Below are 7469 nucleotides of genomic sequence, written 5' to 3'. Positions count from 1 at the left end.
GAGGAGCCGGAGACGATGGCGCCGGCGTGGCCCATGGTCTTGCCCTCCGGGGCGGTGAAGCCCGCGACGTAGCCGACGACCGGCTTGGCGGTCGGCTGGGACGGCGCGGCCCGGGCCGTGCTGGAGGTCGCCGACGCGGTCCGGCCCACCAGTGCGGAGGCCGTGGCCGAGCTGCGCGGGCTGGGACTGCGGCCGGTCCTGCTCACCGGGGACAACGCCGCCGTGGCCGCGGCGGTGGCCGCCGAGGTCGGGATCGCACCCGCCGACGTGATCGCCGAAGTGCTGCCCGAGGACAAGGTCGCCACCGTGCAGCGGCTGCAGGCCGAGGGCCGGGTGGTGGCGATGGTCGGCGACGGCGTCAACGACGCGGCCGCACTCGCCCAGGCCGACCTGGGCCTGGCCATGGGCACCGGCACCGACGCCGCGATCGAGGCCGGCGACCTCACCCTGGTCCGCGGGGACCTGCGCTCCGCCGCCGACGCCATCCGGCTCTCCCGCCGCACCCTGGCCACCATCCGGGGCAACCTGTGCTGGGCCTTCGGCTACAACGTCGCCGCGATCCCGCTGGCCGCCGCCGGTCTGCTCAACCCGATGATCGCCGGCGCCACGATGGCCTTCTCCTCGGTCTTCGTGGTCACCAACAGCCTCCGGCTGCGCCGCTTCCGGGCCGCCTGACCGGGCCTGCCGACGATGGAGGGCCCGTACCGGAGCGGTACGGGCCCTCCATCGTGCGCGGGTCTCAGCGGCCGAGCAGCTCGCCACCGTTGCAGTGCAGAATCTCGCCGGTGACGAACCCGGCCTCCGGCGAGGCCAGGAAGAACACCGCGGCCGCCACCTCGCCGGCCTCGCCGATCCGGCCGAGCAGCGTCCGGGCCGCCCGCCGGGAGACCTCGGCCTCGTCCAGCCGCGGCCCGAAGAACTCGGTACCCGCCACCGTGCCCGGGGCGACGATGTTCGCGGTGATGCCCGAGGTTCCGAGCTGGGCGGCCAGGAAGTGGTTCCAGGCGTGCAGCGAGGCCTTGGCGGCCCCGTACGAGCCGGCGCCGCGCAGCGCCGCGATCGAGCTGACGGTGACCACCCGGCCGAAGCCCGGGGTGAGCCGGTCCCGGATGGACTCGGTGAGCAGCACCACGGTCAGCACGTTGCGCTCGAAGTCGCCGCGCCAGCGGGCCAGCAGGGCGTGCGGCCCGCCGCCGATCACGGTCTCCCGGCTGCCGGCGTTGTTCACCAGCACGTCGATCCGCTCGGGGAGTCCGGCGAGCGCGGCCTCGACGTCGTCCGGGTCGGCGAGGTCGCAGACCAGCGGGGTGACGTTCGGGCCGAGGTCGGCCGCGGCCTGTTCGAGCACCGCCCGCCGGCGGCCGACGATCACGACCTGCTCGCCCGCTTCGGCGAACCGACGTGCCACCTCGTACCCGATCCCCGTGCCACCACCGGTGACGACGACGTTCCTGGCCATCTGTGCACTCCCTCCCCAGTTCCGCCGCCACGCTGCGAGGGTGCGGGGCGGTCCGTACCGGAATGCCACGATTCCTATCACGCTCGGTTGCCGTCACTGCGGGGAGGGTGACGTCGCCGCCGCCGGAAGGTGTGGTATGGGCCGGGCACCGCCCGCACACGGAGCGTGGCGAGAGGCAGCTCACACCCCCCGGGCGTAACTTCTCGCACCCTGATACGTCTTAGGTTGGTAGTGCGGCAGTTTTGGTGGGCGGTGACGTGGCGAACGGCTTCACGTCACCGCGTCCCCACCACTGCCGCCGACGGGGCTCCGGCGGGCCCCGGGACGGTCGCCGACGGTTGGCGGCCTTCGCGCACGGCGCCGGGGAGTGGCGGGTCTGGGACGCTTTGAGCGGCCGTCCCGGGCTGCGGCCGCCCCCGGAGTCGTGCGCCGTACGTTTCCCCCCGTCAACGGGGACGCCGAAGGGCCCGGCCGCACGATGCGGCCGGGCCCTTCCCGGTGCTGTGTCAGGGCAGCACGCCCGCTCGGCGGGCGCAGGCGGCTCAGCGGGCGTCGAGCGCCACGTAGTCGCGGATCTCCGTGCCGGTGTAGATCTGGCGCGGACGGCCGATCCGGCTGGTCGGGTCATTGATCATCTCGTGCCAGTGGGCGATCCAGCCCGGCAGCCGGCCGAGCGCGAACAGCACGGTGAACATGCTGGTCGGGAAGCCCATGGCGCGGTAGATCAGGCCGGTGTAGAAGTCCACGTTCGGGTAGAGCTTGCGCGAGACGAAGAAGTCGTCCTTGAGCGCGTGCTCCTCCAGCTTCAGCGCGATGTCGAGCAGCTCGTCGGACTTGCCGAGCTGGCCGAGCACCTCGTGCGCCAGCAGCTTGACCTGCGCGGCGCGCGGGTCGAAGGCCTTGTAGACGCGGTGGCCGAAGCCCATCAGCTTGACGCCGGCCTCGCGGTTCTTGACCTTGGTGATGAAGGCGTCGACGTCGCCGCCGTCCTTCTGGATGCTCTCCAGCATCTCCAGCACGGCCTGGTTGGCGCCGCCGTGCAGCGGGCCCCAGAGCGCCGAGATGCCGGCCGAGATCGAGGCGAACAGGTTGGCGTGGCTGGAGCCGACCAGGCGCACGGTGGAGGTCGAGCAGTTCTGCTCGTGGTCCGCGTGCAGGATCAGCAGCTTGTCCAGGGCGTTGACCACGACCGGGTTGAGCTCGTAGTCCTCGGCGGGGACCGCGAAGGTCATCCGGAGGAGGTTCTCGACGTAGCTCAGGTCGTTGCGCGGGTAGACGAAGGGCTGGCCCATCGCCTTCTTGTACGCGTAGGCCGCGATGGTCGGGAGCTTCGCCAGCAGCCGGACCGTCGACAGGTGCCGCTGGTCGGCGTCGAACGGGTTGTGGCTCTCCGGGTAGAACGTGGAGAGCGCGCCGACCACCGAGGACAGCATCGCCATCGGGTGCGCGTCCCGCGGGAAACCCTGGAAGAAGCGCTTGACGTCCTCGTGCAGCAGGGTGTGCTGGGTGATCTCGCGGTTGAACACCGACAGCTGGTCGGCCGTCGGCAGCTCGCCGTTGATCAGGAGGTACGCGGTCTCGATGAAGCTGCCCTGGCCGGCGAGCTGCTCGATCGGGTAGCCGCGGTACCGCAGGATGCCGTTGTCGCCGTCCACGAAGGTGATCGCGGACTTGTAGGCGGCGGTGTTGCCGAAGCCGTTGTCCAGGGTGACCAGGCCGGTCTGCGGGAGCAGCTTCGAGATGTCGAAGCCGGCGTTGCCCGCAGTGCTCTCGACGACGGGGTACTCGTACTCGCCGTCCTGGTACCGCAGTACTACCGAGTTGTCGCTCACGTCTTCCTCACCGACGAAATGAATCCTCTTCCAAGGTGCCCTGACTGTCTCTACCATCCCCCATCTGGCGGACAGCCGCGCACCCGGGGTGGCCCGAAAGGGACCTCCCCTACAAAACCTGCCGCCTCATCCGGTACGAACCGGACAAGATCGGCACCACCCTAGGCTCTGCCGTAAATCTCTTCACGTCAAGAGAACAATAGAGGCAACCATCCGTTGGAGAATCATCCAGTGGCCAGCCGATGATCGAGCGCGGCATGCCTCCGACCTGCACTGACGGTCCGCACGGCCTGTCCGATCGCCTTCCGTGACCCGACCAGCACAACGAGTTTCCTCGCCCTGGTCACGGCCGTGTAGAGCAGATTCCGCTGGAGCATCGTCCAGGCGGACGTGGTGACCGGAATCACCACCACCGGATACTCGCTCCCCTGCGACCGGTGGATCGTCACCGCGTACGCGTGCGCCAACTCGTCCAGCTCGTCGAAGTCGTACGGCACCTCCTCGTCCTCGTCCGTGAGCACGGTCAGCCGCTGGTCGTCCACGCTGAGCGAGGTCACCACCCCCACCGTGCCGTTGAAGACCCCGTTCCGCCCCTTGTCGTAGTTGTTCCGGATCTGCGTCACCTTGTCCCCCACCCGGAACGTCCGCCCGCCGAACCTCCGCTCCGCCAGCCCCTCCCGGGCCGGCGACACCGCCGCCTGCAGCAGCGTGTTCAGGTTCCCCGCGCCCGCCGGCCCCCGGTGCATCGGCGCCAGCACCTGGACGTCCCGCCGCGCGTCGAACCCGAACTTCTGCGGGATCCGCCGCGCCACCACGTCCACCGTCAGCCCCGCCGCCCGCTCGGCGTCGTCCTCCACGAACAGGAAGAAGTCCGCCAGCCCCTCCGTCAACGGCGGCAGGCCCTCGTTGATCCGGTGCGCGTTGGTCACCACCCCCGACTGCTGCGCCTGCCGGAAGATCCTGGTCAGCCGCACCGACGGGATCGGCCCGCCGGCCGCCAGCAGGTCCCGCAGCACCTCGCCGGCCCCCACCGACGGCAACTGGTCCACGTCCCCCACGAACAGCAGGTGCGCCCCCGGCGCCACCGCCTTGACCAGCTTGTTCGCCAGGATCAGGTCCAGCATCGACGCCTCGTCCACCACCACCAGGTCGGCGTCCAGCGGCCGGTCCCGGTCGTACGCAGCGTCCCCGCCCGGCTTCAGCTCCAACAGCCGGTGCACCGTCGAGGCCTCCACCCCGGTCAGTTCCGCCAGCCGCTTCGCCGCCCGGCCGGTCGGCGCCGCCAGCACCACCTTCGCCCGCTTCGCCAGCGCCAGCGTCACGATCGACTTCACCGTGAACGACTTCCCGCAGCCCGGACCGCCGGTCAGCACCGCGACCTTCTCGGTCAGCGCCAGCCGCACCGACTGCTCCTGCTCCGGCGCCAGCTCCGCACCCGTCCGCTTCGCCAGCCACCCCAGCGCCGCCGGCCAGTCCACGTCCGCGAACCCCGGCATCCGGTCCGACTCCGCCCGCAGCAGCCGCAGCAACTGGTTCGCCAGCGAGATCTCCGCCCGGTGGAACGGCACCAGGTACACCGCGGTGACCGGCTCACCCGCCTCGCCCGGCACCGACTCGCGCACCACCCCCTCCGCGGCCACCAGCTCCGCCAGGCAGTCGATCACCAGCCCGACGTCCACCTGCAGCAGCTTCACTCCGTCCGCGATCAGCCGCTCCTCCGGCAGGTAGCAGTGCCCCTGGTCACTGCTCTGCGACAGCGCGTACTGCAGCCCCGCCTTCACCCGCTCCGGGCTGTCGTGCGGGATCCCCACCGCCTGCGCGATCCGGTCCGCCGTCAGGAAACCGATGCCCCAGACGTCCGACGCCAGCCGGTACGGCTCGTTCTTCACCACCCCGATCGAGCCGTCCCCGTACTGCTTGTAGATCCGCACCGCGAGGGACGTCGACACCCCGACGCCCTGCAGGAAGACCATCACCTCCTTGATGGACTTCTGCTCCTCCCAGGCCGCCGCGATCTTCTTCGTCCGCTTCGGCCCCAGCCCCGGCACCTCGATCAGCCGGCCCGGCTCGTTCTCGATCACCTCCAGGGTGTCCACTCCGAACCGCTCCACGATCCGCTCGGCGAACCGCGGCCCGATCCCCTTGATCAGCCCCGAGCCCAGGTAGCGCTGGATGCCCTGGACCGTCGCCGGCAGCACCGTCGTGTAGTTCTCCACCACGAACTGCCGGCCGTACTGCGGGTGCGACCCCCACCGCCCGTGCAGCCGCAGCGACTCCCCCGGCTGCGCCCCCAGCAGCGCGCCCACCACGGTCAGCAGGTCGTTGCCGCCGCGCCCGGTGTCCACCCGGGCGACCGTGTAGCCGGTCTCCTCGTTGGCGTAGGTGATCCGCTCCAGCACCCCCTGCACCTCGGCGAGCTGGCGCGGCGGGCCCGCCGCCTGCCCCGCCGGCGACTGCTGCGTCTGCCTGGCCACCGGGCCCCCTCCATCCGTGCGGGTGCGCTTCCGCCTCGCACCGTACCGCCTGCGTCGGACAGTCCCGTGCGGTCACGCTCCGTCGCCGCCGGTGCGGCAGCGCGCGCGGCGGCGGGCGCCCCGGTGCCAGGCTGGACGCGGGACTTCCACCCCTTGCCCGGGCCCCCGTCGCGTTCCCGGGCGCGACGGGCGCCGCCGAAGGAGCCGTGCCGCCATGCTCACCACCGCCTTCGTCCCCGGCTCGCCGAACTGGCTCGACCTCACCAGCCCGGACCCCGACGCCTCGGTCGCCTTCTACGGCACGGTGTTCGGCTGGACGTTCGCCCCGGCCGGCCCGGAGGCGGGCGATTACGGCCTCTTCCAGCAGAACGGCCGCACCGTCGCCGCCCTCGGACCGTTCACCGACGAGAACGCGCGCCCCGGCTGGACGGTCTACTTCTGCACCCCCGACGCCGACCGCACCACCGAACTGGTCGGGGCCGCCGGCGGCAAGGTCCGCTTCGCCCCGGTCACCGTGTTCACCAGCGGCCGGATGGCCGGCTACACCGACCCCCTCGGCGCCGGGTTCGCCGTCTGGCAGCCCCACGACACCCCCGGGCTGGACGCCGTCACCGAGCCGGGCACCTTCTGCTGGGCCGAGTGCCACAGCGTCGACGCCGAGGCGGCCAAGGCGTTCTACCGCGCGGTGTTCTCCTGGCAGGAGCAGGACGTCCCGCTCGGCGAGGTCATGTACACCGTCCTCACCCCGGCCGGCGGCGGGACGGAGGACGCGCTCGGCGGCATGATGCAGCTCGGACCCGCACAGACCGCCGCCGGGACCGCCTCGCACTGGCTCCCCTACTTCGAGGTCGTCAACGTGGACGCCGCCGTCGCACTCGCCGGACAGCTCGGCGCGACCGTCCGGCTCCCCGCCACCGACGTGCACGGCGTCGGGCGGCTCGCCCGGCTCGTCGACCCGCACGGCGCCGTCTTCGCCGTCATCACCAGCGCGGTGGTGGGCGGGTGACGGCAGGTCACCCGTACTCCGGGCCCGGAGAGGCCCTGGAGAGGCGCTGAGGGGTTCTGGCGGCGGTGATGGGGGCGGGTGGCCCGATGGTGGGTGAACAGGGCACGCAGGGGCCCGCCTAGGCTGTGATCATGACCGACCTGACGATCCGCCGGGCCACCGCCGACGACCTGCCGGCGATAGTGGCCATGCTCGCCGACGACGCCCTGGGCGCCACCCGCGAGAGCCCCGACGACCTCACCCCCTACCGCGACGCCTTCGCCCGCATCGACGCCGACCCGCACCAGCACCTGGTGGTCGCCGAACGCGCCGGCCGGACGATCGGCACGCTCCAGCTGACCGTCGTCCCGGGCCTCTCCCGGAAGGGCTCCACGCGGACGATCATCGAGGCGGTGCGGATCCACGCCGACGAGCGGGGCACCGGCCTCGGTACCGAGCTGATCCGCTGGGCGGTCGAGCGTTCCCGCGAACTCGGCGCCGACCTCGTCCAGCTCACCTCCGACGCGACCCGCACCGACGCCCACCGCTTCTACGAGCGCCTCGGCTTCGTCGGCTCGCACCTCGGCTTCAAGCTCCCGCTGTAATCCGCCGGAATGCCCCGGTAAATGCAGAGAACCCCCGTCCGGTTTCCCGGGCGGGGGTTCTCTGTGAATGATTGTTCGGCGGCGTCCTACTCTCCCACAGGGTCCCCCCTGCAG

General features: G+C 71.7%; 5 protein-coding genes and 1 pseudogene. 3 read left to right on the top strand and 3 right to left on the bottom strand.

The genetic code is table 11. The annotated features are described in order from the left end of the window. Positions 1 to 78: 78 nt before the first annotated feature. Positions 79 to 675, top strand: a pseudogene (locus ABZ885_RS31990) (HAD-IC family P-type ATPase); the annotation flags it as partial. Between the two features lie 64 nt (positions 676 to 739). Here the strand turns inward: ABZ885_RS31990 and ABZ885_RS31985 are convergent. The 3 genes from ABZ885_RS31985 to ABZ885_RS31975 all read right to left on the bottom strand — a co-directional run bounded on the left by ABZ885_RS31985 (position 740) and on the right by ABZ885_RS31975 (position 5699). Continuing rightward, complete coding sequence (locus ABZ885_RS31985; RefSeq protein ID WP_360196374.1) at positions 740 to 1459, bottom strand: SDR family oxidoreductase; 720 nt, start codon at positions 1457 to 1459, stop codon at positions 740 to 742. A gap of 542 nt (positions 1460 to 2001) precedes the next feature. Next, positions 2002 to 3291: a citrate synthase gene (locus ABZ885_RS31980; RefSeq protein WP_360196371.1), complete on the bottom strand. Its 1290-nt coding sequence runs from the start codon at positions 3289 to 3291 to the stop codon at positions 2002 to 2004. A gap of 224 nt (positions 3292 to 3515) precedes the next feature. Next, on the bottom strand, positions 3516 to 5699 hold the full coding sequence (locus ABZ885_RS31975; RefSeq protein ID WP_360196377.1) for an ATP-dependent RecD-like DNA helicase: 2184 nt from the start codon (positions 5697 to 5699) through the stop codon (positions 3516 to 3518). Between the two features lie 280 nt (positions 5700 to 5979). Between ABZ885_RS31975 and ABZ885_RS31970 the strand changes: the two genes are divergently transcribed. Continuing rightward, complete coding sequence (locus ABZ885_RS31970; RefSeq protein ID WP_360196368.1) at positions 5980 to 6771, top strand: VOC family protein; 792 nt, start codon at positions 5980 to 5982, stop codon at positions 6769 to 6771. A 131-nt stretch (positions 6772 to 6902) separates the two neighbouring features. Continuing rightward, on the top strand, positions 6903 to 7355 hold the full coding sequence (locus ABZ885_RS31965; RefSeq protein ID WP_360196366.1) for a GNAT family N-acetyltransferase: 453 nt from the start codon (positions 6903 to 6905) through the stop codon (positions 7353 to 7355). The last annotated feature ends 114 nt before the right edge of the window (positions 7356 to 7469 follow it).

This window comes from Kitasatospora sp. NPDC047058, from assembly GCF_040643935.1.
GTDB lineage: Bacteria > Actinomycetota > Actinomycetes > Streptomycetales > Streptomycetaceae > Kitasatospora.
This window is presented reverse-complemented; position numbering and strand designations above follow the sequence as displayed.

Excerpts from the sequence above, each read along its gene's own strand:
- ABZ885_RS31985 (WP_360196374.1), bottom strand. The coding sequence starts at position 1,459 with ATGGCCAGGAACGTCGTCGTCACCGGTGGTGGCACGGGGATCGGGTAC.
- ABZ885_RS31970 (WP_360196368.1), top strand. The coding sequence starts at position 5,980 with ATGCTCACCACCGCCTTCGTCCCCGGCTCGCCGAACTGGCTCGACCTC.
- ABZ885_RS31965 (WP_360196366.1), top strand. The coding sequence starts at position 6,903 with ATGACCGACCTGACGATCCGCCGGGCCACCGCCGACGACCTGCCGGCG.